The organism is Cupriavidus sp. YAF13, from assembly GCF_052113425.1.
In the GTDB taxonomy this organism is placed as follows: domain Bacteria; phylum Pseudomonadota; class Gammaproteobacteria; order Burkholderiales; family Burkholderiaceae; genus Cupriavidus.
Genome location: NZ_JBFRDD010000068.1, coordinates 14,339 through 39,974, shown reverse-complemented (window position 1 = coordinate 39,974; position 25,636 = coordinate 14,339). Strand labels below are relative to the sequence as shown.

Here is a 25,636-nt window from a genome sequence, read left to right as displayed (position 1 = left end):
CCATACGGCCTTGGCACACCTTGACGGCTCGCTTCGCATCGCGTTGGGGTGATTCCCGCCCTTCGTGCGGGAATCACGGCTACACCGAATCGATGCTCTGACTCTCCTGCCGGTTTTCTCCCCTCTCCCACACTTGTGGGAGAGGGGCCGGGGGAGAGGGCGGGCGCTCGATGTGGCGCTCGCCGTCATACTCCTACTTGTTCACCATCCGCGCCGGCACCGACAGCGTCAGTGCCGCACCCACCACCAGACACGCCGCCAGCAAGTACATCCCGGAGTCCGTGCTCTGCGTCATGTCTTTCAGCCAGCCCACCGCATACGGGCTGATGAACCCAGCCAGGTTGCCCAGCGAGTTGATCAGCGCGATCCCCGCAGCCGCGCCCGTGCCAGCCAGGAAGGCGGTCGGCAGGCTCCAGAAGAGCGGCAGGGTGGTCAGGATGCCGATGGTGGCCAGCGTCAGGCCGAGCAGTGCCAGCACGGTATTGTTGTGCCATTGCACCGACAGCACCAGGCCGACTGCGCCCAGCAGCGCGGGAACGGCAATATGCCAGCGGCGTTCGCGGGTGCGGTCGGCGCTATAGGCCACCAGCACCATGCCGACCACCGCGCAGCCATAGGGGATGGCGGTGAGCAGGCCGATGTCCAGCGGGCTCTTCACGCCGGTCTGCTTGATGATGGTGGGCAGCCAGAAGCTGACGCCATACAGGCCCATCACGAAGCTGAAGTAGATCGCGCTCATCAGCCACACGCGCGGGCTGGACAGCACCTTGCCGATCGGCGCGTCTTCCTTGTGCATGTCCTCATTGGCGATATTGCGCTGGAGCAGGGCCTTCTCTTCGTTGCTCAGCCACTTGGCGTGGACGATGCGGTCGTCCAGGTAGGCCAGCACCACCAGGCCTACCAGCACCGACGGGATGCCTTCGAGCAGGAACATCCATTGCCAGCCGGACCAGCCGTTGCGGCCGTCGAACGATTGCATCATCCAGCCCGACAGCGGTCCGCCTATCACGCCGGAGAGCGCGATCGCGGTCATGAAATAGGTGGTGGTGCGCCCGCGCCGGTGCGACGGGTACCAGTAGGTCAGGTAGAGGATGATGCCGGGGAAGAAGCCGGCCTCGGCAATGCCCAGCAGGAAGCGCAGCACGTAGAACATGGTCGGCGTGGTGACGAACATCATCGCCGCCGAGATCACGCCCCAGGTGATCATGATCCGCGCGATCCAGATGCGCGCGCCGACCTTGTGCAGGATCACGTTGCTGGGCACTTCGAACAGGAAGTAGCCGATGAAGAAGATGCCCGCGCCGAGGCCGTAGATGGTCTCGCTGAATTTCAGGTCGCCGAGCATCTGCAGCTTGGCGAAGCCGACGTTGACGCGGTCCAGGTACGCCACCACGTAGCAAAGCAAAAGGAACGGCACCAGGCGCAAGGTCACCTTGCGGTAGGTGGCATCCTCGAACGCGGGATCAGCGGCGCCGGAGTGTACTGCGGTTGTTGTCATGCTGTCTCCTCTTGGATCTGTAGATCTACATGGATCTATTTTTCTGGTTGCACGATACCGCTGGGGTGGCGCCGCTTGCCGCATGCGGCGCCGGAAAGAACGTCTACGTCTGCTATGTCAGGGCGAATACCTTAGTGCGAGAACGGGCCGCGGCCGCGCAGCGCGTTGGCGACCATCATCAGCGCGAGCAGGAAGGGCAGCGCCACGTACAGGCACCAGTGCACGCGGTCACCCACGGTGTCGCCCCATTTGCGCTTGAAGACCTGCAGGCGCGGCATGGCCGAGGGGTTGGTGGCGCGCTTGTTTCTGACGTGCCACGCCATCCAGAAGAAGAAAATGGCGAAGGCGACGGACAGGAAGTTGATATTACCCATGTTGAATGGCGATGGTTTTCAGTGTGGTGAATCCGTACAGGGCTTCGAAGCCCTTCTCGCGGCCGTAGCCTGACTGCCCGCTGCCGCCAAACGGTAGCTCTACCCCGCCGCCGGCACCGTAGTTGTTGATAAAGACCTGGCCCGCGCGCAGCTTGTGCGCCAGGCGYAGCTGGCGCGCGCCATCGCGGGTCCAGATACCGGCGACCAGGCCATAGGGCGTGCCGTTGGCGAGCGCGATGGCTTCGGCCTCGGTGTCGAACGGCGTGGCCGCCAGCAGCGGGCCAAACACTTCTTCCTGCGCCAGCCGGTGCGTGGGCGGCACGTCGCGGAACAGCATCGGCACCTGGTAATAGCCGGACTCCGGCGCTTGCGCCACGATCTGGCCTTGCGCCATGGCGGTAATGCCGGCGTGCTGCGCGTCGGAGACGAAATCCCAGACGCGCTGCTGCTGCTTGCGGTTGATCAGCGGGCCGCATTCCAGGTCCAGCTCCGACGGCCCTACGCGCAAGGATTCGAATACCGTGGCCAGGCGGTCGAGCACGGCGTTGTAAAGCGGGCGTTCCACCAGCACGCGGCTGCCGGCCGAGCAGGTCTGGCCCGCGTTTTGCACGATGCCGTTGACGATGACCGGCACCAACGCGTCGATGTCCGCATCCGCAAAGACGATCTGGGGCGACTTGCCGCCGAGCTCCAGCGTGACCGGCACGTGGTTCTCGGCAGCCATCTGCGCGATCAGCTTGCCGGTCTGCGGCGAGCCGGTGAAGGAGATATGGTTGATGCCGGTGTGGCGCGCCAGTGCGGCGCCGGCTTCATGGCCGTAGCCGGTGACGATGTTCAGCGCGCCCTCGGGCAGGCCGGCCTCGGCCGCCAGTTCCGCCACGCGCAGCAGCGACAGGCAGGCGTCTTCGGCGGGCTTGACCACGCAGGCATTGCCCGTGGCCAGCGCCGCGCCCACGCTGCGCCCGAAGATCTGCAGCGGGTAGTTCCACGGGATGATGTGGCCGGTCACGCCATGCGGCTCGCGCACGGTCAGCACGGTAAAGCCGGGCTGGTAGGGGATGGTCTGGCCGTGCAGCTTGTCGACCGCGCCGGCGTAGAACTCAAAGTAGCGCGCCACGGCGCGCGCGTCGGCGGTGGCCTGGCGCAGGGGCTTGCCGGTATCGCGCGCTTCCAGCGCGGCGAGCTCGGTCTCGTGTTCGATCAGCGTCAGCGCCACGCGGTTGAGCAGGCGGGAGCGCTCGGCGGGCGCCATCGCGCCCCAGGCGCCGTCGGCGGCCTGGCGCGCGGCGTGGACGGCCACGTTGATGTCGACCGCGTTGCCGCGGGCGATTTCGGCGAAAGGCTCGCCGCTGGATGGGTCGAATACCTTGATGCGCAAGCCGGAGTCCGGCGCGATCAGGCGGTTGGCAACGAAGTGCTGGGCGTGCATTGGATGGCTCCGGCTGGATGCGACTGCCAGGTTGTGGCTGGCAGTGCGCCTGTCGATGCGACTTTCGGACAATCCGCCATTATCACTCACGGCGCGAGACGCGCAAGGCACGCGCCGCGTCAGGCCTGGGTCAGCTTCGAAACGCTATAATGCCCGCCATCCTCAAACACAGGCATCTGGAGAGCAAGCATGAGCTTCAACCTCGTTTCCCCCGGCAAGGACATCCCGAACGATTTCAACGTCATCATCGAAATCTCCGCCCAGAGCGATCCGGTGAAGTACGAAGCCGACAAGGAAACCGGCCTGCTCTTCGTCGACCGTTTCATCGGCACGGGCATGCGCTACCCGGCCAACTACGGCTTCATTCCCCAGACCCTGTCGGGCGACGGCGACCCCGTCGACGTGCTGGTGCTCTCGCCGTTCCCGATCCTGGCCGGCGCAGTGGTGCGCTGCCGCGCGCTGGGCATGCTCAAGATGACCGATGAATCGGGCGTGGACGCCAAGCTGGTCGCCGTGCCGCTGGACAAGCTGTCGCCCGCCACCGCCTTCATGAAGGGCCTGTCGGACGTGCCGCAGAACCTGCTGGACCAGATCAAGCATTTCTTTGAGAACTACAAGGCACTCGAGGCAGGCAAGTGGGTCAAGGTGGAAGGCTGGGCCGGCATTGAAGAAGCCCACAAGGAAATCACCGACGGCGTGGCGAACTACACCAAGTAAGCTCCGGCATCCAAGGTCGGTCATGCCTGAGTCCGGCGCGTGGCTGAACCGATGCTGAAAGGACCCCGCTGCGGCGGGGTTTTTTGTTGCGCCAGGCTTGATGGAAACCAAAGACGCCACAAAGCCGGTGGGTTAAGCTTCAATCACAGAACAACTCGGCAGGCAAACTGCCAAATCCCCATGTCCGCTACCTATTCGACGCCGTCCGCCATGGCACGGTATTCCGGCCCGGCGGTGTTCTTCCACTGGGCAGTGTTCCTGCTGATCGCCACCGCGTACGCGGCGATCGAGCTCAAGGATTTTCTGCCCAAGGGCAGCGCTTCCCGGGCGTTGTCGATGTCGGTGCACACATGGGCTGGCGCGCTGGTGCTCATGCTGGCGGTGCCGCGCCTGCTGTGGCGCCTGGTGCGCGGCGCGCCGGCGCCCGAGCCCGGTCCGCGCTGGATGCAGCTGCTCGGCAGTGCCATGCACCTTGTGCTCTATCTGTTCATTTTCGCGCAGCCCGTGCTGGGCCTGCTGGCCCTCAACGCCGGTGGCCACCTGCTGACGGTGCCAGGCCTTGGCATCGAGCTGCCCTCGCTGGTGGCGCAAAGCAAGGACCTGAAAGAGACCCTGGAGGAAGTCCACGGCACACTGGGCACCGCCTTCTACACGGTGATCGGGCTGCACGCCATCGCGGCGCTGTTCCACCACTACATGCTGGGCGATAACACGCTGCGACGCATGTGGCGCTAGACCCGCGCCGGGCAAGCCGCCCTAGCTGCGTGCAAACGGCGTGCGGTCGTTGAGCTCGTCCAGGTAGGCATCGATGCCCTGGCGCTCGCGCACCAGGAAACGCTCCACGGCATCGGCAAAGGACGGGTGCGCCAGCCAGTGGGCTGAGCGGGTCGCCACTGGCAGGAAGCCCCGCGCCATCTTGTGCTCGCCCTGGGCGCCGCCTTCGAAGGTGCGGATGCCCTGGGCTATGCAAAACTCCAGCGGCTGGTAGTAAGCCGTCTCGAAATGCAGGCAGGGGTGGTGCTCGAGCGCGCCCCAGTAGCGCCCGAACAGGGTGCTGCGCGCCGGATCGTCGTCGTAGACCACCAGGGACGCGGCAATCGGCTGGCCGGCACGCTCGGCCACCACCAGCAGCAGGTTCTCTGGCATGGCGGCGCCGATACGCTGGAAGAAATCCAGGTTCAGGTAGGGCGTGGAATGGTGCTCGCGGTACGTTTGCCGGTAGCAGCGGTTGAAAAAGCGCCATTGCGCCTCGTCGATCTCGGGCCCCCGCAACTGGCGGAAGGTGATGCCGGCATCGGCCACGCGGCGCCGTTCGGCGCGGATGTTCTTGCGTTTCTTTTGCGAAAGCGTGGCCAGGAACGCTTCGAAGCTCTCATAGCCCGGGTTGGTCCAGTGGAACTGCACGCCGTGGCGCATCAGCATGCCGGCGTCTTCCATCAGCGCGGCCTCGTGCTCGTCGGGAAACAGCACGTGCAGGGAGGACAGCTGGCTTTGCTGCGCCACCGCCAGCGCACATTGCAGCAGGCAGCGGCGCGCGTCTTCGTCCTCGGCCAGCAGCCGCGCACCCTGCACGGGCGTGAAGGGAAGCGCGGACAGCAGCTTGGGGTAGTAGGGCAGGCGATGCTGCGCGTAGGCGTCGGCCCAGGCCCAGTCGAACACGTATTCCCCGTAGGAGTGCGACTTCGCGTACAGCGGCATGGCCGCCGCCAGGCGCTCGCCACCCTCGGCGCGCGGCGCCCATAGCGTCAGGTAGCGCGGGCTCCAGCCGGTCTCGTCGCAGGCGCTGCCGCTGGCATGCATGGCGTGCAGGAAGGCGTGGCGCAGGAACGGCGTAGCCCCGGGCTGGGCCGCCACCAAGGTGTCCCACTCGGCCTCGGGCAGCTCGGACAGATCGAAAACGATCTGCGTGCGATAATTCTCCATCCGCTCGTGTTCCTGCCGGCCTTGTGCCGCAGCCGCCCCCGGGGTGGCCGCGTCAGGCTGGCCGGAGCCGGGCTTGAAAGATTCAGACTGCATTGCGCTAGATTTGCTCATCATCGGCGCTGCCCTCGGGCGGCGCCCTTGTTCCGGCATGGCTGCTATTGCTGATATGGCTGATCACGCCGCGCCCGCGCAGATGCGGGTGGGGCGACGGTTGAGTCTACCGGAAATGGCGCGGTGCGGCAGGCCACATCCCGCTGCCGGCAGGCAGGCTAAAATCTCTCACTAACCAACGACTATATAAGGGGCCAATATGAAGCAGATTACCGCCATCATCAAACCGTTCAAGCTGGACGAAGTGCGCGAGGCGCTGGCTGACGTCGGCGTGACCGGCCTGACGGTAACCGAGGTGAAGGGCTTTGGCCGCCAGAAGGGGCATACCGAGCTGTATCGCGGTGCTGAGTATGTGGTCGATTTCCTGCCCAAGATCAAGATCGAGGTCGTGGTTGCCGAGAACCAGCTCGACACCGTGCTGGACGCCATCGTCAAGGCAGCGCACACCGGCAAGATCGGCGACGGCAAGATCTTCGTGACCGAGATCGAGCGCGTGATCCGCATCCGCACCGGCGAGCAGGACGAAGCCGCCGTTTAAGCATTCGGGCGCTCAGGCTTTTTTAGCGGTCAGGCGCCGGCGGGCAAGCCAGGCGATCCCACGGGAGGGGGCGCCTGAATTGCCGCGGGCGTTGTTGCCTGGCCCGGCACGGCCTAGCTCGGCAACTTCCAGTCGAAGCGCACGCACAGCAGGCGCGCCGCCGTGATGGTGATGGCGCCCGCCAGCAGGGCTAGTTCCTGCTCGGCCTGCAGCCAGGTCAGGCCAACATAGACACAGCAGCCGACGAAGGCACAGGTGGCATAGGGCGAGCGGTCCCGCAGGATCATCGGCACCTCGTTGCACAACACGTCGCGCACCACGCCACCGAACACCGAAGAGATGATGCCCATCATGACCGCCACGGTCGGGGTCATCTGCGCCACCAGCGCGAGCGATGTGCCGGTGACCGAAAATAGCCCCAGGCCGATCGCATCGGCCGTGATCATGGTGCGCTCGGACGCCACCCGGCTGACCACCCGCAGCACGAACGACGCGCCGAGCGACATCACGAAGATCAAAATCACATAGCCTTCGTGGTCGACCCAGTAGAAGGGGCGGCGGTCCAGCAGCACGTCGCGCACCGTGCCGCCGCCGAAGGCGGTGGCGAACGCCACCACGAAAGTGCCCACGGCATCGAAGCGCTGCTTGCGCGCATCGACAACGCCGGAGACGGCAAAGGCGAGCACGCCCACCACTTCCATGACATGCAGGATCAGGGGCAGCCGCCCCATCAGGAGATCGAGCGGCAGATGCATCGCGCGCGTTGTCTCAGGCGTGCGGCTGGCGCAGCAGCACCATCAGCGCACCGGCGCCACCCTCGGCGCCGCGTGCCTGCACGAAGGCCAGCACTTCTTCCTTCTGTACCAGCCAGCTGCGCACCTTGCCCTTGAGCACGGGTGTCTTGTCCGGCGAGCCGTTGCCCTTGCCGTGGATCACGCGCACGCAGCGCACGCCACGCTTGACCGAGCGCCGCACGAACTCCGCCAGTGCCTCGCGCGCTTCTTCGCTGCGCAGGCCGTGCAGGTCGATCTTGTCCTGGGGCACCCATTCGCCGCGGCGCAGCTTCTTGACCACGTCCATGCCGATGCCGGGGCGGCGGAACGAAAGGGTTTCGTCGGTATCGAGCAGGCTCTCGACGTCGAACTCGTCGGAAAGCGATGCGGCCAGCACGGCTTTGTCGTCCAGCTGGGTTTGTACCGGCACGGGCGCCGGGCGGCGGGGTGCGGGAGTGACGCGGTTGCGGTCGCGCAGGGTGTTGACGTTGCCTACGCTGCTGCGGAATACGTCGGCTTCTTCGCGGGCGCGCTGTGCCGCTTCGTCCGCCGCGCGGCGCTCGGCTTCGCGCCGCTCGGTGTCGGCCTTGAGGGAGTCGCGCAAGCCGGACAGGTCGGTCAGGCCGAAACGCTTGGGCGGGCTGGCGGCGGGGGCGGGCTTGGCGGGTTTGGTGGGCTTTCTGGCGCCGTGCGTCATGGCGTGTCTCCGGGGTGCTCGGCGTGATTATAGGGTGGCAGGGCGTGGCGCGGCTGGCGCGCGCGGCGGCATCACCGGCTTGAAAAAGACAAAGGCCGGGCAAGCCCGGCCTGAGCCTTTCGTCTTAGTCCCTTTACTGCAGGGCTTCCACGTAGCGCTGTGCATCCAGGGCTGCCATGCAGCCCGTGCCTGCGCTGGTGATCGCCTGGCGATAGATGTGGTCCTGCACGTCGCCGGCCGCGAACACGCCCGGGATGCTGGTGGCCGTGGCATCGCCGGCCAGGCCGCTCTTGGTGACGATATAGCCGTTGCGCATCTCGAGCTGGCCTTCGAACAGGTCGGTGTTCGGCTTGTGCCCGATGGCCACGAACACGCCCGCCAGCTTGAGGTCTTCGACCGTGTTGGTGTTCACGTTGCGCACCTTCAGGCCCGTCACGCCGGAGTCGTCGCCGGTCACTTCTTCCAGCACGGAGTTCCAGCGGATTTCCACGCGGCCTTCCTTCTCGCGCTGCAGCAGGCGGTCGACCAGGATCGGCTCGGCGCGGAACTTGTCGCGGCGATGCAGCACGGTCACCTTGCTGGCGATCTGCGACAGGTAGAGGGCTTCTTCCACAGCGGTGTTGCCGCCGCCGACCACGGCCACTTCCTGGTTTTTGTAGAAGAAACCGTCGCAGGTGGCGCAGGCCGACACGCCGCGGCCCATGAACAGCTCTTCCGACGGCAGGCCGAGGTACTGCGCCGAGGCGCCGGTGGCGATGATCAGTGAATCGCAGGTGTATTCACCGGCATCGCCCACCAGGCGGATCGGGCGTTCGGTCAGCTTCGCGGTATGGATGTGATCGAAGATGATTTCGGTGTTGAAGCGTTCGGCATGCTCCAGGAAGCGCTGCATCAGTTCCGGGCCTTGCACGCCGTTAGCGTCGGCGGGCCAGTTTTCCACGTCGGTGGTGGTCATCAGCTGGCCACCCTGGGCCAAGCCGGTGATCAGCACCGGCTGCAGGTTGGCGCGGGCCGCATAGACGGCGGCGGTATAGCCGGCGGGGCCGGAACCGAGAATCAGCACTTTTGCGTGTTTGGCCATGATGCTTTCCTATGGCTGGTGCGCCTTGATGCGCACCAGCGTGAATCGAAACCAGCATTATAAGTGGACCGGCGTTTGCTCACTGTTGCAAATTCCAATGAGAGCGATAGCCCCGGCCAAGGTTAAAATGGCCGGCAAACCAATCTTCACATGGCAACCCAGACCCAAGGCATGGCCCGAGCTACTACCACAACACGTACCGATCCTTCCGCGCTGCCCTCGCGCATCGGCAAGCTGCTGGGCGAAGTGCGCTGGTTCCTGTTGCTGGCGGTCACATTGGCCTTCGTCTGCATCCTGGCCAGCTACAGCAAGGCGGACCCCGGCTGGTCGCACGCCAACCAGGTGGCCGACATCCACAACCTCGGCGGCCGTGTGGGCGCCTGGATGGCCGATGTGCTGTTCTTCATCTTCGGCTTCTCCGCCTACTGGTGGGCGGTGTTGCTGGTGCGCCGCTGCTGGCGCGGCTGGCGCGCGCTGACCGCCGAGCTGCCCGAGCGCAACGGCGAGGCCCGGCAGGGCCTGGTGGTGAGCTGGATCGGCTTTGGCCTGTCGCTGACCGCCAGCATGGGCCTGGAGGCCATCCGCATGTATCCGCTGCGCGCTGCGCTGCCACGCGCCCCGGGCGGCGTGCTGGGCGACCTGCTCGGTGGCTGGATGCAGATGGCGCTGGGCTTTACCGGCGCCACGCTGCTGCTCTTGCTGACGCTGGCCATCGGCCTGTCGCTGTTCTTCCATTTCTCGTGGCTGTCGGTGGCCGAGCACGTGGGCGGCTTCGTCGAGACGCTCTTCCTCGGTTTCAAGGCGCGCCGCGAAAGCAAGCAGGACCGCATCATCGGCGAGGCGGCCAAGGTCGTGCGCACCGAAACCGTGGAAGTGCAGCGGGTCAAGATCGAGGAGGCCACGCCGGTACAGATCGTGCGGCCCCAGGCGGTGCCCAAGCACGAACGCGTGGAGCGCGAGAAGCAGCAGCCGCTGTTCGCCGATATCCAGGACTCCGACCTGCCGCCGCTGGCGCTGCTGGACCCCATCCCCACGCACCAGGAAACCGTCAGCGCCGAAACGCTGGAATTCACCTCGCGCCTGATCGAGAAGAAGCTCAAGGACTTCGGTGTCGAGGTCAAGGTGGTGGCGGCCTACCCGGGCCCGGTCATCACCCGCTACGAGATCGAGCCGGCCACCGGCGTCAAGGGCAGCCAGGTGGTCAACCTGGCGCGCGACCTGGCGCGATCGCTGTCGCTGGTCTCCATCCGGGTGGTGGAAACCATCCCCGGCAAGATCTACATGGGGCTGGAACTGCCCAACCCCAAGCGCCAGACGGTGCGGCTGTCCGAGATCCTCGGCTCGCAGGTCTACAACGAGAGCGCGTCCAACCTCACGATGGCGCTGGGCAAGGACATCGCCGGCAAGCCCATGGTGGCGGATCTGGCCAAGATGCCGCACTGCATGGTGGCGGGCACCACCGGCTCCGGCAAGTCGGTTGGCATCAACGCCATGATCCTGTCTCTGCTCTACAAGGCCAAGGCCGAGCAGGTCAGGCTGATCCTGATCGACCCGAAGATGCTGGAGATGAGCGTCTACGAAGGCATCCCGCATCTGTTGTGCCCGGTGGTGACCGACATGCGCCAGGCCGGCAACGCCCTGAACTGGGCGGTCGGCGAGATGGAGCGGCGCTACAAGCTGATGAGCAAGCTGGGCGTGCGCAACCTGGCCGGCTACAACAAGAAGATCGACGAAGCCGCCGCACGCGAGGAAAAGCTTCCCAACCCGTTCAGCCTGACGCCGGACGCACCCGAGCCGCTCGAGAAGCTGCCGATGATCGTGATTGTGATTGACGAGCTGGCCGACCTGATGATGGTGGTGGGCAAGAAGGTGGAAGAGCTCATCGCGCGCATCGCGCAGAAGGCCCGTGCCGCCGGCATCCACCTGGTGCTGGCCACGCAGCGTCCGTCGGTCGACGTGATTACCGGCCTGATCAAGGCTAACGTGCCGACCCGCATCGCCTTCCAGGTCAGCAGCAAGATCGATTCGCGCACCATTCTCGACCAGCAGGGCGCGGAAGCGTTGCTCGGCATGGGCGACATGCTCTACCTGGCGCCGGGCACCGGCGTGCCGATCCGCGTGCACGGCGCCTTTGTCTCCGACGATGAAGTGCACCGCGTGGTCGAAAAGCTCAAGGAAGGCGGCGAGACCAACTACATCGAGGGGATTCTCGAAGGCGGTGTGGCCGAGGGCGACCTGGGCGGCGATGGCATGGGCGGTGGCGCCGGCATTGGCGGCGGCGGCGAGGCCGATCCGCTCTACGACCAGGCTGTCGACGTGGTGCTGAAGAACCGCCGCGCCTCGATCTCCCTGGTGCAGCGCCACCTGCGCATCGGCTATAACCGTGCCGCGCGGCTGCTGGAGGACATGGAAAAGGCTGGCCTGGTTTCCGCCATGTCGGGCAACGGCAATCGCGACATACTGGCCCCGGCAGGCACCGCCCGCGAGGAAGAATAAGCTGCCGCGCGTAACATGCCGTTACGTGCGAAGCACATCGTTGCGGAATCCGGCGCCCGCGCACCGCTCTAACCGGACAGGCAGTGCAGCCGCCCCGGCGGTGCGCACCCTCCAACCCAGCAAGGACAACACCATGCGAATCCGCATTCTCGTGTCGGCATGCGCTGCGGTGGCCATGCTGTCGCTGACAGCGACGGCGGCCATGGCGGCCGGCACCGACCAGCTCCAGGCCTTCGTGGCGGGCGTGAAGAGCGCCAAGGGCGAATTCACCCAGCGCCAGGTCAAGGGGCAGGGCGACAGCCTCAAGGTGGCCAGCACCTCCAGCGGCACCTTCGCTTTTTCGCGCCCTGGCAAGTTCACCTGGCGCTACGTCAAGCCGTACGACCAGTTGCTGCAGGCAGACGGCCAGACACTCTACATCTACGACAAGGACCTCAACCAGGTCACCGAGCGCAAGCTCGATGGCGCCCTGGGGTCCAGCCCCGCCGCGATCCTGTTCGGCAGCAATGACCTGGAAAAGAACTTTGTCGTGAAGAACGGCCCCACGCGCGACGGCGTGGAGTGGCTGGAGCTCACGCCGAGAGCCAAGGACACGCAGTTCGAGCGCATCGGCATCGGCTTCAAGGGCGGCAACCTGGAAGCGATGGAACTGCGTGATGCCTTCGGCAACACGACGCTCCTGACCTTCAGCGCGATGCAGAAGAATCCCGTGCTGCCGGCCGACACCTTCCGGTTCGCGGTGCCCAAGGGCGCCGATGTGCTCAAGCAATGAGGCGCGCCATGATCCCCGCATTCCCGACCCGGCCGGCCTGGCGCCGTTGCGGTGCCATTGCTGGCATTGCCGCCGCTGCGTTGCTGGCCGCCTGCGCCGGCCCCGGCGCCAGCAAGCAGTTCGATGTGGATGCCTTCCTGCGCGCCTCCGATACGGCGCTGCCGGAAGTGCTTGCCAATCCGGATTTTCTCTCTGCCACGCAGGCTAGCGCTAACGATTGCGCCGTGCTGCTGCAGTCGGCCAACAGCGGCGTGCTGGAAGGGCTGCCGCCCACCAGCGGCGGACATGGGCCAGCCTGGCTGCTGCATCCGRCTGGCGCCCCGGCCAAGGTGTGGCTGGTGGTCGGCAAGGCCGGCGGCGAGCGGACCTGCCATGGGCCGTTGCCTGCCGATGCCATGAAGGCATTGGTGGAGCGCGCCAGTACCTGAAGTGTGATGCACGGATAACGCCGGGCGCAATCGAAGACCCGGCGGTATCCGTCATCCCGGTCCGCGTTTCAGCGTCTCAATCCGCACTTTTACCTCCCCGGGCTTGCAGCGAGAAAAATGACAACGTTGTAACTTGACTGTCGAAACGGGAATGATTATTGTTTCCAGCTTGTCTTGTCCAGAATGCATGCATGGCATCGTCAGGACGGCATACAACAATCATCGAAGGGGAGAGTCATGACCAAATTCCGCCGCTTGATGCCACGGGCCACAGCGCTCGCCGCGCTCGCTGTTCTGGCACTGCCGCTCGCCGCGCACGCACAGGAAAAGGTGCTGAACCTTTACACCGCGCGCCACTACCAGACCGACGAAGCGCTATACGCCAACTTCACCAAGCAGACCGGCATCAAGATCAACCGCATCGAAGGCCAGGAAGACCCGCTGCTGGAGCGCATCAAGAGCGAGGGCGCCAACAGCCCGGCCGATGTGTTCATCACCGTCGACATCGGCCGGCTGTGGCGGGCCCAGCAGGCGGGCGTGTTCGCGCCGCTCAAATCGAGCGTGCTGGAGTCGCGCATCCCCGCCAACTACCGCGACCCGAACGGCGACTGGTTCGGCTTCTCGGCACGGGCCCGCGTCATCGCCTATAACAAGGCCGCGGTCAAGCCCGGCGACATCAAGACCTACGAAGATCTCGCCGATCCCAAGTGGAAGGGCAAGCTGTGCATCCGCTCCAGCGGCCACGTGTACAACCTGTCGCTGATGTCCAGCCTGATCGCCCATGATGGCGAGGCCAAGACCGAGCAATGGACGCGCGGCGTGGTGGCCAACCTGGCCCGCGCGCCCAAGGGCGGCGACACCGACCAGCTCAAGGCCGTGGCGGCGGGAGAGTGCGATATCGCGGTGGCCAACACCTACTACATCGCCCGCATCCTCAAGTCGGCCAAGCCCGAGGACAAGGCCGTGGCGGAGAAGCTTGGCGTGCTGTGGCCCAATCAGGCCAGCCAGGGCGTGCACATGAACATCTCCGGCGGCGGCATGCTCAAGCATGCGCCCAACAAGGATTCCGCGCGCGCGTTCCTGGAGTACCTGGCCAGCGATGACGCGCAGCGCTATTTCGCCGATGGCAACAACGAGTGGCCCGTGGTGGAAAGCGTGAAGATCAGCAATCCGGCGCTGGAAGCGCTGGGCAGCTTCAAGGCGGACAAGATCAGCGTGGCCGAACTGGGCAAGCACCAGCCGCAAGCGCAGAAGCTGGCGGACAAGGCCGGCTACAAGTAAGACAGCAAGTAGGAAAGCAAGTAGGAAAGCAAGTAGGAAAGCAAGTAGGAAAGCAAGAAGACGCCGGCACGGCCTGGCCGGCTGGACGGAAATGGCGGCGTGAGCCGCCATTTCCCATTTCTACGGCTTGGGCACGGGCCTGGCTTTGGACCCTGGCCCCTTGGCGGCGTTGCTCTCGCCGCCTTCGCCAGGCTCAAGGCGCCGGAAGTTCAGCTTAGCGCCGCGCTCCCTGTGCTTCTCGAAGGTCACCTTCAGCTGCTCGCGCCGCTTCTTGTGCGAGTGGCCCAACGTGCCAGCCGCGTACGGCAGCTTGGCCACCACCTTGCCCGCGGTCTGGCGCGCCAGGAGCACGTCCAGCGCTTGCCGCGCGCGTACCTGGGCGTGCAGCAGCGCGTCCGAAGGATTGGCCTTGGCGCGGTTCATGTCGTAAGGCAACATGACCGGCCCCGCAAGCTGGCGCAGCGCTGCGCGGATGTGCGGGCTGTCCAGCCCGGCCTCGTGGAGCACCCATGCCGCGTCATGGCGCAGCCACGGCTCCGGGTCGCCGAGCTTGCGCAGCAGGGCAAGCGAGATATCTGCCTGGCGGTAGCCATGCGCGCGCCGTACCGCGTTGAGCGCGATGCGCCTGACATGGGAGTTCTCGTGATCGAACAGGTCCGCCACCAGGCGCTCGACCATGCCCGGTTTTTCCAGTTGCTCAGCCAGTTGGCCCGCCAGGGCGATTTCCTCGACGGCGCTGATCCGGTCTTGCCGGGTCATCCGGTTCAGCTTGAACACGAGCATGCGGTAACGAAGCTGCATAACACTCCCTGAAAACGCTGCGAACAAATGCCGGGCAAGGATTGCGGCCGGCACAGTCATGGTGCGGCGCGAAGCACGCCAGCGGTGGGGGCAGACCGCCTGGCTCGCGCGAGAAAGGGTGCGGTGGGCCGGGGCGCAGCTTCGGACTAGGGGGATATCGGCAAGACGTTGAAGAACTTTAGGAAAATGCGTGGGCGACTTGGCCGGCCTATTCCCGCGCATCCCGCCGTATCGAGCGCGACAGCAGGATCACCGGCAGCAGGCCCACCGCCACGATCACCAGCGAGGCGGTGGCGGCCTCGGCCAGCCGCTCGTCGGAGGCCAGGTTGTATGCCTGCACGGCTAGCGTGTCGAAATTGAACGGCCGCATCACGAAGGTGGCGGGCAGCTCTTTCATGACGTCGACGAAGACGATCAGCGCCGCGGTCAGCAGGCTGCCGCGCAGCATCGGCAGGTGCACGCGCCGCAGCGTGGCGCCGGGGCCGTCGCCCAGGCTGCGCGCCGCCGCGTCCATGCCCGGCGTGATCTTGACCAGGCCGGCGTTGACGGTTTGCAGCGCCACGCCCAGAAAGCGCACCAGGTAGGCATAGACCAGTGCGGCAATGCCGCCGGTCAGCAGGAGCCCGGCCGACCATCCCAGATGCTGCTGCAGCCACGCCGACATGGCGTTGTCCAGCCGCGCCACCGGCACCAGCACGCCGACCGCGACCACCGAGCCCGGCAGGGCATAGCCCATGCCGCACACCCGGGTCAGCGCACGCAGCAGCCAGCCCCGGCCGGCGGCCATGCCGCGCCCGGCATAGCCGATCACCAGCGCGGCCATCACCGCGATCAGCGCGGTCACGCTGGCCAGCAGGAAGCTATTGCGCACCAGGCCGATAAAGCGCGGGCCGAACTGCGCGTCACCTTCGGCCAGCGCCATCTTGCACAGCATCAGCGCCGGGATGGCAAAGCCCAGCAGCACCGGCACCACGCATACCAGCAGCGCCAGCGCCGCGCGCCAGCCATGCAGCCGGTATGCCGGCGCGCGGCGCTGGCCGCCGTGCACGCGGGCGCGGCCCCGGCTGGCGCGCTCGACCAGCAGGATGCCGATCACGAACAGCAACATGCAGGCCGACAACTGCGCCGCCGCGTTCTTGTCGCCCAGCGAGAACCAGGCGCGGTAGATGCCCGTGGAGAAGGTCGGGATGCCGAAGTAGGCCACCGTGCCGAAATCGGCCAGCGTCTCCATCAGCGCCAGCGCTGTGCCGGCCACGATGCCGGGGCGCGCCAGTGGCAGCATCACGCGCCAGACGCTGCCCCAGGTGCCATAGCCAAGCAGCCTTGCCGCTTCCAGCGTGTTCAGGGTTTGCTGCAGGAAGGCCGCGCGCGCGGTCAGGTAGACGTAGGGATAGAGCACCAGCGTGAACAACACGATGGCGCCGCCCAGCGAGCGGATATCCGGGAACCAGTACTCCCGGGCACGCCAGCCGGTCAGCTCACGCAGCCAGCTTTGCACCGGGCCGGCGAACTGCAGGGCATCGGTATAGGCGTAGGCGATGACATAGGCCGGCATCGCCAGCGGCAGCACCAGCGCCCATTCCAGCCAGGCCCGCCCGGCGAACCGGTAGGTGCTGACCAGCCACGCGGTGGGCACGCCCACCAGCAGCACGCCGGCGCAGACGCCGGCCAGCAGCCACAGCGTATTGCCAACGTACTCGGACAGGACCGTGTCGGCCAGATGCCGCCAGGTGTCGCCGCTGGGCTCGAGCAGGCTGCCTGCCACCTGCGCGATCGGCAGCGCGATCAGCAGCGCGGCCAGGGCGGCAACCAAGGCTAGCGGGTGCAGGCGGCGGGTACGGCTAGGGCGAAGCAGGCTCATGCGGCAGCGGTGTGGGTGTCGGTATGGGTGCGGGACAGGGCGAGGCCCGGCGGCGGGGCGCGGTCGGCAGGCTTTCGGGCAAGCCCCGCATTCTAGCAATGCGGATACGCCGGGCGGCGCGTCGCATGTGACAGACATCCAGGGCCTGCGTCCATATAATGCTCGGCATGCCAGGCCACCCGCATTCCAATACATCCATGCCAGCACGATCCGATATCGTGATCGAGGTCGATCGCATCCACCATGGCTTTGGCAGCCAGCGCGTTGTCAACGACCTGTCCTTCACCCTCGCGCGCGGCAGCATCGCCTGCCTGCTCGGCCCCAGCGGCTGCGGCAAGACCACGGTGCTGCGCGCCATCGCCGGATTCGAGCCGCTGCGCGAAGGCCGCATCCTGCTGCAGGGGCAGGTGATGTCGTCGCCGGGGTTTGCCGTGGCGCCCGAGCACCGGCGCATCGGCATGGTGTTCCAGGATTACGCCTTGTTCCCGCACCTGAGCGTGGCGGACAACATCGCCTTCGGGCTGCATGCCGTGCGCCGCGGAGAACGCGCGGCGCGGGTGGAGGAAATGCTCACGCTGGTGGGCCTGGCCGGATCCGGCGGCAAGTTCCCGCACGAGCTCTCGGGCGGCCAGCAGCAGCGTGTGGCGCTGGCCCGTGCACTGGCGCCGAAGCCGGAGCTGCTGCTGCTCGACGAGCCGTTCTCCAATCTCGACGTCGACCTGCGCGAGCGCCTGAGCCTGGAGGTGCGCGACATCCTCAAGGCCCAGGGCGCCACCGCCATTCTGGTCACCCACGACCAGTACGAAGCCTTTGCGATGGCCGACGAGATCGGCGTGATGCACGCCGGCGCCATCGAGCAGTGGGACAGCGCGCACAACCTCTATCACCGGCCGGCCACGCGCGTGGTCGCGGACTTCATCGGGCAGGGCGTGCTGATGCCGGGCCAGCTTGCCAGCCCGCACTCGGTCATGCTGGAACTCGGCACGCTGCAGAGCCGCGAGCCGTTGGGCGTACCACCCGCAACGACAGAGGTCGATGTGCTGATCCGTCCCGACGATATCGTGCACGACGATGACAGCCCGCTGCGCGCGAAAATCCTGCACAAGGCCTTTCGCGGCGCCGAGATCCTGTACACGCTACGCCTGGCCGGCGGCGGCCAGGTGTTGTCGCTGGTGCCTTCGCATCACGACCATGCGCTCGGCGAGCACATCGGCATTCGCGTGGAGGTGGACGACGTGGTGGCGTTCCGGCGCGGCTGAGCGCATCGCCAGGGCCCTGGCCGCTTACTTGCCGGCTTGCTTGTCCTTGCCGGCACCACGGCACCACGGCACCACGGCACCACGGCACCACGGCACCACGGCACCACGGCACCACAGCCTTATGGCTTCACGGCTTCACGGCTTCATTGCCTCAAGATTGCAGGACTCTCATCATGTTTGCTTCCCCAAAGCGCGCGTCCCAGTTGCTGCGCCGCCAATGCCTGCGCCGCAGCCTGCTGGTAGCCTTGCTGGCCGGCGGCGCAAACCTGGCCTGGGCGCAGCCGGCGGCTGCGGCCACCTGGCGGATGGCCACCGAATACCCGGCCGGCGCCATGCCTGGCGAAGGGCTGGCTACCTTCGCCGATGAGGTCAAGGCGCGCACCGCAGGCGCCATCGACGTCAAGCCCAGCTTTGACGCCAGCGCGGGATTCAAATCCGCGCAGATGCCGGCCGCGATGAAAGAAGGGCGGCTGGAGGGCGGCGATGCCTTCGGCGGCGCGCTGGGCGCGGCGGATCCGCTGTTCCTGCTGTCGTCGCTGCCGTTCGTCGCCACCTCGGTGGATTCGGCCAGGCGCCTGGCCGAGCTGGCCCGCGCCGACTACGCGCGCGCCTTCGAGGCGCAGGGGCAGCACCTGCTCTACGTCACGCCCTGGCCACCCACCGGCTTGTGGTCGCGCAACGCGGTTGCCACGCTGACAGACCTGCGTGCGCTTTCGGTGCGCACCTATGATGAGACATCCACCGAAGTCATGCGTACTGCCGGCGCGCAGCCGGCCAACCTGTCGTTTGCCGACGCGATGCCGCGCCTGAAGGACGGCTCGGTCAACGCGGTGCTGTCCTCCGGCGACGGCGGCGCGGGCCGCAAGCTGTGGGACTACCTGCCCAACTTCACGGCCATTGGCTATGCGATGCCGTTGTCGTTCACCACGGTCAATGCGGCCACGTACGCGGCCTTGCCGCCCGCTTTGCGCGCCTCGGTAGACGCAGCCGCACAGGCGACCGAGCAAAAGCAGTGGGCGCGCCTGGGCACACGGCTGGAAGAAAACACCGCGCGCATGCGCGCCAACGGCGTGACCATCCAGGACAATCCCGCCCCGGCGGTGCAGCAGGCGCTACGCGATGCCGGCGCGGGCGCGGTGACGGCCTGGCGCGCGCGCGTGGGCAGCGAGCGCGCTGGCGTGCTGGATGTCTTCACGCGCTGATTCGCTAGCCGTAGCAGGCTGCGCGGCCGGCCGCGCGCGATGGTCTACACTGTCAGGTTCCAAGGCGCAGCGGGAACGCACCGTGCGCGCCTGACCTGACTTAAAGGCCTGAATACCGTGGCGGACACGCTGTTTTCCGAAGCTCCCGATCGTTCCCAGCAACCCCTGGCCGAGCGCCTGCGCCCGCGCAATATCGACGAGGTGATTGGCCAGCAACACCTGCTTGGCGCTGGCAAGCCGCTGCGGGTGGCGTTCGCATCCGGCGAGCCGCATTCCATGATCCTGTGGGGCCCGCCCGGCGTGGGCAAGACCACGCTGGCGCGGCTGATGGCCACGGCCTTCGACGCCGAGTTCATCGCGCTGTCGGCGGTGCTGTCCGGCGTCAAGGATATCCGCGAGGCGGTTGAGCGCGCCGAGCAATACCGTGCCCACGGACGGCGCACACTGGTCTTCGTGGACGAGGTGCACCGTTTCAACAAGAGCCAGCAGGACGCCTTCCTGCCGCACGTGGAAAGCGGACTGTTCACCTTTATCGGCGCCACCACCGAGAACCCGTCCTTCGAGGTCAACGGCGCCTTGCTGTCGCGCGCCGCGGTGTACGTGCTCAAGAGCCTGGACGACGCCGAGCTGACGCTGCTGGCGCGGCGCGCCAGCGAAGAGCTGGGCGGCCTGCAATGGGTGGACGAGGCGCTGCAACTGATCGTGGCCTCGGCCGATGGCGATGGCCGCAAGCTGCTCAACAATATCGAGATCGTAGCGCGCGCCGCGCGCAGTGCCGGCGCGCCGGTCATCGATAACGCGCTGCTGGGCAGCGCCTTGTCGGAGAACCTGCGCCGCTTCGACAAGGGCGGCGACGCGTTCTACGATCAGATCAGCGCGCTGCATAAATCCGTGCGCGGCTCCGATCCCGATGCCACGCTGTACTGGTTCTGCCGCATGATCGACGGCGGCGCCGATCCGCGCTATCTGGCGCGCCGCATCGTGCGCATGGCGTGGGAGGACATCGGCCTGGCCGATCCGCGTGCCGCCCGCATCACGCTGGATGCCGCCGAGACCTACGAGCGGCTGGGCTCGCCGGAAGGCGAGCTCGCGCTGGCGCAAGCCCTGATCTACCTGGCCGTGGCGCCCAAGTCCAATGCCGGCTACAACGCCTACAACACCGCGCGTGCTTTCGTGGCCAAGGACAAGTCGCGCGGCGTGCCGGTACACCTGCGCAACGCGCCGACCAAGCTGATGAAAGAGCTGGGCTACGGCCACGCCTACCGCTACGCGCACGACGAGCCCGAAGCCTATGCCGCCGGCGAGCACTACTTCCCCGACGACCTCAAGCGCCCCGGCTGGTACAAGCCCACGCCGCGCGGGCTGGAAGGCAAGATCGGCGACAAGCTGCGCCACCTGCGCGATCTTGACGCGCAGTGGCTCCGCCAGCAGGGCAAAGGCAAGGGCCGGGACGAAGGCGGCGGCGAGGGCGGCGGGGCGCAATAACGCGCATCGCCCCTGGCCGGCGGCGTGTCCCCGCGAACAGCGGGCGATCCGCCCGCCTGTTCTCCAGCCGGCGGATCGGCGTGGGCCCGGGCCAGTACAGTAAAATGCCAGATCCGCCAGCATGTCGCTGGCCAATGCACCTGCCCTCACACGCAACATGCTAGACATCCAGCTGTTCCGCAAAGACATCGACGCCGTGGCGCAACGCCTTGCCACGCGCGGATTCCAACTCGACGTAGCGGCCTTCCAGGCACTCGAAGCCGAGCGCAAGCAACTGCAGACCCAGACCGAGGAGTTGCAGGCGCGCCGCAACAGCCTCTCCAAGCAGATCGGCATGCTCAAGGGCAAGGGCGAAGACGCCTCGGCGGTGATGGCTGAAGTCGGCGGCATCGGCGACGCCCTCAAGGCCTCGGCCGCGCGCCTGGAAGAAATCCAGGCCCAGCTCGCCGAGATCATGGAAGCCATCCCCAACCTGCCGCACGAAAGCGTGCCGGTGGGCCGCGATGAGACCGGCAACGTGGAAGTGCGCCGCGTCGGCACGCCGCGCAGCTTCGACTTCGAGGTCAAGGACCACGTCGACGTGGGCGAGCGCCTCGGGCTGGATTTCGATACCGCGAGCAAGGTTACGGGCTCGCGCTTTGCCATGCTGCGCGGTGGCATCGCACGCATGCATCGCGCGCTGGTGCAACTGATGCTGGACACCCACACGATCGAGCACGGCTACACCGAGATGTACGTGCCTTACATCGTCAATGCGGCCTCGATGCGCGGCACCGGCCAGTTGCCCAAGTTCGAGGAAGACCTGTTCAGGGTGCCGCGCAAGGTCGGTGGCGAGAACAGCGAGGGTGGCGAGCGCACCGAGAACTTCTACCTGATCCCCACGGCCGAAGTGCCGCTGACCAACATCGTGCGCGACGCCATCGTGGCCGGCGACAAGCTGCCGCTGCGTTTCGTTGCCCACACGCCTTGCTTCCGCTCGGAAGCCGGCTCCTACGGCCGCGACACGCGCGGCATGATCCGCCAGCATCAGTTCGACAAGGTCGAGCTCGTGCAGGTGGTACAGCCCGAGCACTCGTTCGACGCGCTGGAACAGCTCACCGGCCACGCCGAAGCCATCCTGAAAAAGCTCGACCTGCCGTTCCGCACCGTCGCGCTGTGCACCGGCGACATGGGCTTTGGCAGCACCAAGACCTATGACCTCGAAGTGTGGATCCCCGCGCAGGGCACCTACCGCGAGATCAGCTCCTGCTCGAACATGGGCGACTTCCAGGCCCGCCGCATGCAGGCCCGCTTCCGCGCAGGCCAGGGCAAGCCGGAACTGCTGCATACGCTCAACGGCTCCGGCCTGGCGGTTGRCCGCACGCTGGTGGCGATCCTGGAGAACTACCAGAACGCCGATGGCTCGCTGACGGTGCCGGCCGCATTGCAGCCGTATCTGGGCGGCCTGACGCGCCTGGAGCCTGAGRCGTAAATTTTCACGCGAGGGGCTTGCAGTGGAAACAAGGTTTCCTCTATAATCTTGTTCTTCGCGACAAGCGACCCAGTTACCGGAGAGGTGGCAGAGTGGTCGAATGTACCTGACTCGAAATCAGGCGTAGGTGCGAGCCTACCGTGGGTTCGAATCCCACCCTCTCCGCCAGAATGAAGGTGCCTAACCCAGCACCGGCTAGTTACACTGATGCGAAATAAAAAATCGCGGATGGTCATGCTAGTTGGATACGCCAGGGTAAGCACACAAGAGCAAGAAACACACTCGCAAACCGACGCACTGTTAGCAGCAGGCGTCGGTTTTATTTTTTCTGAGAAGCGCTCAGGCGGAAGCATGAAGCGTAGACCAGCGCTTGAGGAAATGCTGACCAAGATCGGCCCCGGCGATACCGTAGTTGTGTACAAGCTCGACCGCATCGCACGATCCCTCAAAGACCTGCTTGTCATCATCGAGCGCATCGAAGCCGTCGGTGCCGAATTCCGCAGCCTGACCGAGCACATCGACACCCGTTCACCAGCAGGACGCATGATCTTCCAGATCGTCGGCGCCTTTGCCGAATTTGAGCGAGAGCTGATCCGCGAACGTACCAAGGTAGGCATGGCAGCAGCAATGCGCCGAGGCGTAAGAATGGGTCGACCAACCGCCATGACCGCAGACCAAGAGGCCGAATGCCTACGCCTATGGTTCGCCGGCAAGCACACCCGCACCGAGCTTGCACGCCAATATGGCACCCACCTAAGCAGCATCAAGCGAGCCATCAAGCGCCACAACGAGCGAACCCAACCGAGCTTGCTGACCGCCGCCTAGTATTTCCGTTACATTTAACAGAAATTTGCTTCCCAGACAGGAGAGGGCCATGGGTATCTACGACCGCGATTGGTGGAAGGAGCGATACAACCATCGGACCGCACAGAACGAAAAACGGGATGCTGACTGGCGCAAGCCCGTTGAGCCAAAACAGCCACCTGTAGGCCGGGTGAACAACTTCCCGAAGCGATCCACTCCGAAACTCCGCCCATCCCCAGTAGGCCCAATCCTGCTTTGGCTGACACTCTTCGCAATCGTGTTTCTCATAGCAAAGCTGGCATTGGGCCACAGAATCTAGGCCCGGTAGCCAACCAGAACGAGCCATTCTTTGCGCTGATGTGCGCCACCAAGTCATCCAGGCCGGCCACATCCATCAGGTACGCAAGAACCGGCTGCACCGCGTCATACATCGACGGACACTGGACCCAGGTACCCCACACCGCCTTGTCGGGCACAAAGATGCCCCGAGACGTCCAATAGCGCTTGTCATTGATGCCCCGACCCTCAACATCCTTGCTGATGTACTTGGAGATGTAGGCAGCCAGCCGGTGCGACTCCCACCGCTTTCCGTTGCCCCGTTGCGAATCACTGCGCCCAGGGTTGGACACATGGCAGTAGCCATTACCCTTACCGCCCACCACACGGAGCCACACGGCGATCACGAGCCGCTTGGCTACCTTACCCTGGCAGGCGATGTGCAAATGCCATGCGCCCCGTTCTTGACGCTCCGGCACGGCCACGTAGTGAAACTCCGTGTGCAGCCGCATGCGACGGAAAAATTCTTTGAAATAGGGATAGGCCCGCTCCATCTCCGTGATGTTTTCGCGGAACGTGAGCGTCAGCATCTGGTTCGCCTCGATTTGCTTCGTGCGCAGCCGAATTTGCTGAATTGAACGACGCGCCGAAATCTGTGCGTTGCGCTCCCGATGCTCAGACTCACCGCGCACCGTTGCAGTCCGCGACGGCAGCAGCCGGATATCGTTGATCCGCCGCCAAGCCGTGGTAGGAAACCCCGAGATTTCCACCTGACCACCAGACAGGAAGCGAGTACGGACCGTAATGCCCTCGCGATAGACCTCGCCAGCCTGCCAGTCATGACCTACAATTGCGTTATCCATAGCTTGTCTCTATCAAATTCGGTTTGTGGATCGCGCCCGGGTCAGTTGCCGCTGATGCCGGGCTTTTCTTTTGCCTAGCCCCGAGGGGCCGCAGTGGTGTGTTTTTCTTAAGTGTTATTGATATGAATAGCGCGCCGCTCCGCGCCGCGCGCCGGCCTGCGGCCGGCACACGTCACGAAGCGCCACGCTTGAGGCTCCGCCGCACTTCCGCGATTTGATCTTTGAGAGAAGGAAGGGAAGGGCGAGAAGAACCACCAGCAGCCACGACACGGCCCACAGCGCGATTCTTTCCGGCCTGTTGACGTGCTAGTACCTCGAACAGCTTTTGACGCTTCTGAGGGCTTTTCTCGCGCGCATACACTTCCGCAACTAACCGACGATCCTTAATCGACCACGAACCGACCGATGGCTGCCAGAACTTGCGCATCCAGTTGAGCACGCGCCAACCGATAGGAACGACCTCCGGATATTTGTAGCCCTCAAGGTGCCAATGCGAAAGGTAGGAGAACGTGCCGTGCGGATACGACTCTTGAAACACCTGGGTCGTGTCATACGCCTTATGGATGTTCCCACCGCGAAACACCCACCGATCCGCCACCATGCCGTTGGGATCGCAGCCCAGGCGCATCACGCCGATGTGGAAGCGCGGAAATTGCCCCTTGAACTGCCCCGCGGTAATCAAGCGCGTAGCCGCAGAGACACCGGGAATCTTGATCTTATCGAGGCGRTGGAAGCGCACGACATATTCAATGAACGACTCCCGGACCTGCTTATCAATCTGCGCAATGTTCTGCATCAGGTAGAAGGTATCCCACCCAAATTTGCGACCGTGCGCGAACCAATCCAGCACCGCAGCCCGCGACGGATCCTGAAACGAACGTGCGTTTAGCCAGGTGCCCATTTCATCAAGCGCGAGCAGCCCGTTCTCGTTTTCATCGTATCCGTCAAGAATCTTGGGGTCGGTCGTGCCGATGGCCAGACCATAGGTTTTCGACTTGGGATCAGCATCAAAGATCGGTTCGAATGAAATCTTTGGGTTGCCCGAGCCGATGCAGAACAGATCATGCGCCGAAGGCTTATCCGGCAGCCGAATGGCAGATGCCCGCGAGTGAGCGGGCATCAGGTGTTCCATATAGAGGTTGAGATTCGTTGCGACCCGCGCCCCCGCACGCAAACGGGCTTGCATTTGCCGCACCGCGCCGGAGCTTTTCCCAGTGCCCTTCTTGCCTGTCAGCGCATAGTCACTCACCGGACGAACTCCCGAAACGCCCACACATACACATAGACGGCGAGAGCGACGACAGCAACCAGCAATGAGTCAACCACATCCCACGAATCCATCACCATTCCCCCATCAGGCCGCCCAACTCATCCAGAGACCGCGCCGCATTGCGAGAAGCCCGTGCCGCTTGCGACGAAGAACCAACCACCAGAGCAAAATCCCTAACACCAAGCCACTCGATCAGCCAGTACCGCCCCCACCAGTTAGCAAAGCA

Annotated in this window: 23 protein-coding genes and 1 tRNA gene; 13 read left to right on the top strand and 11 right to left on the bottom strand. The window is 65.4% G+C overall.

The window, feature by feature from the left end; genetic code table 11:
• Positions 1–193 precede the first annotated feature (193 nt).
• From AB4061_RS35420 to AB4061_RS35410, 3 genes are all read right to left on the bottom strand, one after another.
• Positions 194–1,498 carry an MFS transporter gene (locus AB4061_RS35420; RefSeq protein ID WP_441640804.1) on the bottom strand — a complete coding sequence of 435 codons (1,305 nt, stop codon included), beginning with the start codon at positions 1,496–1,498 and terminating at the stop codon, positions 194–196.
• Between the two features lie 131 nt (positions 1,499–1,629).
• Complete coding sequence (locus AB4061_RS35415) at positions 1,630–1,872, bottom strand: hypothetical protein (RefSeq protein WP_006162792.1); 243 nt, start codon at positions 1,870–1,872, stop codon at positions 1,630–1,632.
• Positions 1,865–3,301, bottom strand: coding sequence for an aldehyde dehydrogenase family protein (locus tag AB4061_RS35410; protein WP_441640803.1), 1,437 nt, complete (start codon positions 3,299–3,301; stop codon positions 1,865–1,867). Before AB4061_RS35410 ends, AB4061_RS35415 begins: the two co-directional genes overlap by 8 nt.
• A gap of 189 nt (positions 3,302–3,490) precedes the next feature.
• On the opposite strand from AB4061_RS35410, the gene ppa reads away from it, so the two are divergent.
• Positions 3,491–4,018 (top strand): inorganic diphosphatase, encoded by a 528-nt coding sequence (gene ppa / locus AB4061_RS35405; protein WP_043344428.1) that lies wholly within the window; start codon positions 3,491–3,493, stop codon positions 4,016–4,018.
• Between the two features lie 180 nt (positions 4,019–4,198).
• Entirely contained in the window at positions 4,199–4,753 is a 555-nt protein-coding gene (locus AB4061_RS35400; RefSeq protein ID WP_441640802.1) for a cytochrome b, read from the top strand.
• Between the two features lie 21 nt (positions 4,754–4,774).
• Here AB4061_RS35400 and AB4061_RS35395 read toward each other — a convergent pair whose 3' ends face one another.
• Complete coding sequence (locus tag AB4061_RS35395) at positions 4,775–6,034, bottom strand: GNAT family N-acetyltransferase (protein ID WP_441640801.1); 1,260 nt, start codon at positions 6,032–6,034, stop codon at positions 4,775–4,777.
• A 217-nt stretch (positions 6,035–6,251) separates the two neighbouring features.
• Here AB4061_RS35395 and glnK point away from each other — a divergent pair, with 217 nt between their 5' ends.
• Positions 6,252–6,590: a P-II family nitrogen regulator gene (gene glnK, locus AB4061_RS35390; RefSeq protein ID WP_006162803.1), complete on the top strand. Its 339-nt coding sequence runs from the start codon at positions 6,252–6,254 to the stop codon at positions 6,588–6,590.
• A gap of 113 nt (positions 6,591–6,703) precedes the next feature.
• Here glnK and AB4061_RS35385 read toward each other — a convergent pair whose 3' ends face one another.
• The 3 genes from AB4061_RS35385 to trxB all read right to left on the bottom strand — a co-directional run bounded on the left by AB4061_RS35385 (position 6,704) and on the right by trxB (position 9,141).
• Positions 6,704–7,345, bottom strand: a complete 642-nt coding sequence (locus AB4061_RS35385; protein ID WP_441640800.1) for a trimeric intracellular cation channel family protein — start codon at positions 7,343–7,345, stop codon at positions 6,704–6,706.
• A 13-nt stretch (positions 7,346–7,358) separates the two neighbouring features.
• Positions 7,359–8,060 carry a Smr/MutS family protein gene (locus AB4061_RS35380; RefSeq protein ID WP_441640799.1) on the bottom strand — a complete coding sequence of 234 codons (702 nt, stop codon included), beginning with the start codon at positions 8,058–8,060 and terminating at the stop codon, positions 7,359–7,361.
• A gap of 133 nt (positions 8,061–8,193) precedes the next feature.
• A complete protein-coding gene (gene trxB / locus AB4061_RS35375; RefSeq protein WP_441640798.1) occupies positions 8,194–9,141 on the bottom strand; it encodes a thioredoxin-disulfide reductase in 948 nt (315 codons plus the stop codon).
• 171 nt (positions 9,142–9,312) lie between these two features.
• Here trxB and AB4061_RS35370 point away from each other — a divergent pair, with 171 nt between their 5' ends.
• From AB4061_RS35370 to AB4061_RS35355, 4 genes are all read left to right on the top strand, one after another.
• The gene (locus AB4061_RS35370; protein ID WP_441640806.1) at positions 9,313–11,637 is read left to right on the top strand and encodes a DNA translocase FtsK; all 2,325 of its coding nucleotides are present in this window, start codon (positions 9,313–9,315) and stop codon (positions 11,635–11,637) included.
• Positions 11,638–11,770: 133 nt separating this feature from the next.
• A complete protein-coding gene (gene lolA, locus AB4061_RS35365; protein WP_441640797.1) occupies positions 11,771–12,409 on the top strand; it encodes an outer membrane lipoprotein chaperone LolA in 639 nt (212 codons plus the stop codon).
• Between the two features lie 8 nt (positions 12,410–12,417).
• Entirely contained in the window at positions 12,418–12,837 is a 420-nt protein-coding gene (locus AB4061_RS35360) for a hypothetical protein (protein ID WP_441640796.1), read from the top strand.
• A gap of 237 nt (positions 12,838–13,074) precedes the next feature.
• On the top strand, positions 13,075–14,118 hold the full coding sequence (locus tag AB4061_RS35355) for a Fe(3+) ABC transporter substrate-binding protein (protein ID WP_441640795.1): 1,044 nt from the start codon (positions 13,075–13,077) through the stop codon (positions 14,116–14,118).
• Between the two features lie 120 nt (positions 14,119–14,238).
• Here the strand turns inward: AB4061_RS35355 and AB4061_RS35350 are convergent, their stop codons facing one another.
• Together AB4061_RS35350 and AB4061_RS35345 are read right to left on the bottom strand one after the other, a co-directional pair.
• Positions 14,239–14,919, bottom strand: a complete 681-nt coding sequence (locus AB4061_RS35350; protein ID WP_441640794.1) for a hypothetical protein — start codon at positions 14,917–14,919, stop codon at positions 14,239–14,241.
• A gap of 208 nt (positions 14,920–15,127) precedes the next feature.
• Positions 15,128–16,780 (bottom strand): ABC transporter permease, encoded by a 1,653-nt coding sequence (locus AB4061_RS35345; protein ID WP_441640793.1) that lies wholly within the window; start codon positions 16,778–16,780, stop codon positions 15,128–15,130.
• Positions 16,781–16,977: 197 nt separating this feature from the next.
• Here AB4061_RS35345 and AB4061_RS35340 point away from each other — a divergent pair, with 197 nt between their 5' ends.
• The 6 genes from AB4061_RS35340 to AB4061_RS35315 all read left to right on the top strand — a co-directional run bounded on the left by AB4061_RS35340 (position 16,978) and on the right by AB4061_RS35315 (position 23,022).
• Complete coding sequence (locus AB4061_RS35340; protein ID WP_441640792.1) at positions 16,978–18,039, top strand: ABC transporter ATP-binding protein; 1,062 nt, start codon at positions 16,978–16,980, stop codon at positions 18,037–18,039.
• Positions 18,040–18,212: 173 nt separating this feature from the next.
• Positions 18,213–19,241, top strand: coding sequence for a TRAP transporter substrate-binding protein (locus AB4061_RS35335; protein ID WP_441640791.1), 1,029 nt, complete (start codon positions 18,213–18,215; stop codon positions 19,239–19,241).
• A 117-nt stretch (positions 19,242–19,358) separates the two neighbouring features.
• Positions 19,359–20,726, top strand: coding sequence for a replication-associated recombination protein A (locus AB4061_RS35330; RefSeq protein WP_441640790.1), 1,368 nt, complete (start codon positions 19,359–19,361; stop codon positions 20,724–20,726).
• Between the two features lie 157 nt (positions 20,727–20,883).
• A complete protein-coding gene (serS, locus tag AB4061_RS35325; protein ID WP_441640789.1) occupies positions 20,884–22,197 on the top strand; it encodes a serine--tRNA ligase in 1,314 nt (437 codons plus the stop codon).
• Between the two features lie 78 nt (positions 22,198–22,275).
• Positions 22,276–22,365, top strand: a tRNA-Ser gene (locus AB4061_RS35320).
• A 66-nt stretch (positions 22,366–22,431) separates the two neighbouring features.
• Positions 22,432–23,022: a recombinase family protein gene (locus AB4061_RS35315; protein WP_441640805.1), complete on the top strand. Its 591-nt coding sequence runs from the start codon at positions 22,432–22,434 to the stop codon at positions 23,020–23,022.
• Positions 23,023–23,285: 263 nt separating this feature from the next.
• On the opposite strand, the gene AB4061_RS35310 is transcribed toward AB4061_RS35315, so the two are convergent.
• Positions 23,286–24,140, bottom strand: coding sequence for a rolling circle replication-associated protein (locus AB4061_RS35310; RefSeq protein WP_441640788.1), 855 nt, complete (start codon positions 24,138–24,140; stop codon positions 23,286–23,288).
• A 172-nt stretch (positions 24,141–24,312) separates the two neighbouring features.
• Positions 24,313–25,389, bottom strand: a complete 1,077-nt coding sequence (locus tag AB4061_RS35305; protein WP_441640787.1) for a zonular occludens toxin domain-containing protein — start codon at positions 25,387–25,389, stop codon at positions 24,313–24,315.
• Positions 25,390–25,636: the final 247 nt, after the last annotated feature.

Excerpts from the sequence above, each read along its gene's own strand:
- AB4061_RS35415 (WP_006162792.1), bottom strand. The coding sequence starts at position 1,872 with ATGGGTAATATCAACTTCCTGTCCGTCGCCTTCGCCATTTTCTTCTTC.
- ppa (WP_043344428.1), top strand. The coding sequence starts at position 3,491 with ATGAGCTTCAACCTCGTTTCCCCCGGCAAGGACATCCCGAACGATTTC.
- AB4061_RS35310 (WP_441640788.1), bottom strand. The coding sequence starts at position 24,140 with ATGGATAACGCAATTGTAGGTCATGACTGGCAGGCTGGCGAGGTCTAT.
- AB4061_RS35315 (WP_441640805.1), top strand. The coding sequence starts at position 22,432 with ATGCTAGTTGGATACGCCAGGGTAAGCACACAAGAGCAAGAAACACAC.
- glnK (WP_006162803.1), top strand. The coding sequence starts at position 6,252 with ATGAAGCAGATTACCGCCATCATCAAACCGTTCAAGCTGGACGAAGTG.
- AB4061_RS35345 (WP_441640793.1), bottom strand. The coding sequence starts at position 16,780 with ATGAGCCTGCTTCGCCCTAGCCGTACCCGCCGCCTGCACCCGCTAGCC.
- AB4061_RS35335 (WP_441640791.1), top strand. The coding sequence starts at position 18,213 with ATGTTTGCTTCCCCAAAGCGCGCGTCCCAGTTGCTGCGCCGCCAATGC.
- AB4061_RS35355 (WP_441640795.1), top strand. The coding sequence starts at position 13,075 with ATGACCAAATTCCGCCGCTTGATGCCACGGGCCACAGCGCTCGCCGCG.
- AB4061_RS35340 (WP_441640792.1), top strand. The coding sequence starts at position 16,978 with ATGCCAGCACGATCCGATATCGTGATCGAGGTCGATCGCATCCACCAT.
- trxB (WP_441640798.1), bottom strand. The coding sequence starts at position 9,141 with ATGGCCAAACACGCAAAAGTGCTGATTCTCGGTTCCGGCCCCGCCGGC.
- AB4061_RS35385 (WP_441640800.1), bottom strand. The coding sequence starts at position 7,345 with ATGCATCTGCCGCTCGATCTCCTGATGGGGCGGCTGCCCCTGATCCTG.
- AB4061_RS35420 (WP_441640804.1), bottom strand. The coding sequence starts at position 1,498 with ATGACAACAACCGCAGTACACTCCGGCGCCGCTGATCCCGCGTTCGAG.
- lolA (WP_441640797.1), top strand. The coding sequence starts at position 11,771 with ATGCGAATCCGCATTCTCGTGTCGGCATGCGCTGCGGTGGCCATGCTG.
- AB4061_RS35350 (WP_441640794.1), bottom strand. The coding sequence starts at position 14,919 with ATGCAGCTTCGTTACCGCATGCTCGTGTTCAAGCTGAACCGGATGACC.
- AB4061_RS35400 (WP_441640802.1), top strand. The coding sequence starts at position 4,199 with ATGTCCGCTACCTATTCGACGCCGTCCGCCATGGCACGGTATTCCGGC.
- AB4061_RS35370 (WP_441640806.1), top strand. The coding sequence starts at position 9,313 with ATGGCCCGAGCTACTACCACAACACGTACCGATCCTTCCGCGCTGCCC.
- AB4061_RS35380 (WP_441640799.1), bottom strand. The coding sequence starts at position 8,060 with ATGACGCACGGCGCCAGAAAGCCCACCAAACCCGCCAAGCCCGCCCCC.
- AB4061_RS35395 (WP_441640801.1), bottom strand. The coding sequence starts at position 6,034 with ATGCAGTCTGAATCTTTCAAGCCCGGCTCCGGCCAGCCTGACGCGGCC.